Consider the following 916-nt stretch of genomic DNA (forward strand, 5'->3'; position numbering starts at 1 on the left):
GTCCAGCAACCGATCGTAGTTGCCTGGCGGCCGGCCAATGCGCTGCCACGTTTCGAGCCCTAAAGCTGACATTCGCGTCTGTAGCTCAGTAAGGGTTGGAATAAGTCGAACGGTGCCACGGGTGCGCGGGTGGTAAACCCGAAAACCAGGAGGAAGGGGGGCGGCTCTGCTCCCATTTCGACGGCGGCGGCAACATTTTGAGACCAGACCCTCGAGGCCAAGCGCGCGCAAGGCGGCCTTTTCAAAGGTCAACAACGCCGAGTTAAACGTCGAGCAAAACCGTTCCTTGCGGGCGGCTGCAACATGCCAGGACATAGCCGGCCGATTTATCTTCAGCATTCAGCCCGCCTAGATCGTCCATGGCAACTTCGCCGGATAGTTTGGCTATTCGGCACGTTCCGCAAACGCCCTGCTGGCAGGCGGTTGGGATGTAGATGCCACAGTTCCGTGCCGCTTCAAGCAGGGTCTCTCCGGGCGCGCAGTGATGCTCCACGCCCGAGCGGGCGAAACGGACCGAAGACGAAATCGCTGAAGCCAATTCCGACCGCGAACCATTGCTGCCTCCGAAACTCTCCTCGTGATACTGCGCCGGCGGGAAGCCTATTGCGTGAAGGCAGGCCCGTGCCGTCTTCATGTACCCTTCGGGTCCACAGGCCAAAACGGTGGGCCTGTGGAGATTGGGAACGAGGGTCAGCAGCATCTGACTGTCTATTCGGCCAGTTGGCCCCCTCCAGGTGCGATCTTCCTGGCTGCAAACGCACGTTACCCGCACGTTGGGGAAGCGAGAGGCAAGTGCGTCCAATTCCCGTCGAAAGATTATATCACCTGGCGTTCTGGCACTATGAATGAAGGAGATATCCTGGTCGGTTGCGCGGTCGGTAAGCGACCGCAACATCGACATCACGGGCGTTATCCC

1 protein-coding gene is annotated in these 916 nt (G+C 59.6%); it reads right to left on the reverse strand.

Features of this window, described 5'->3' with window-relative positions:
• Positions 1 to 262 precede the first annotated feature (262 nt).
• Positions 263 to 916, reverse strand: a 654-nt coding sequence (locus EOA22_RS35355; protein WP_164756260.1) for an iron-sulfur cluster-binding domain-containing protein, incomplete at its 5' end; no start/stop codon positions are given.

The sequence above is a fragment of the Mesorhizobium sp. M7A.F.Ca.US.014.04.1.1 genome, from assembly GCF_003998745.1.
Lineage (GTDB): Bacteria > Pseudomonadota > Alphaproteobacteria > Rhizobiales > Rhizobiaceae > Mesorhizobium > Mesorhizobium ciceri.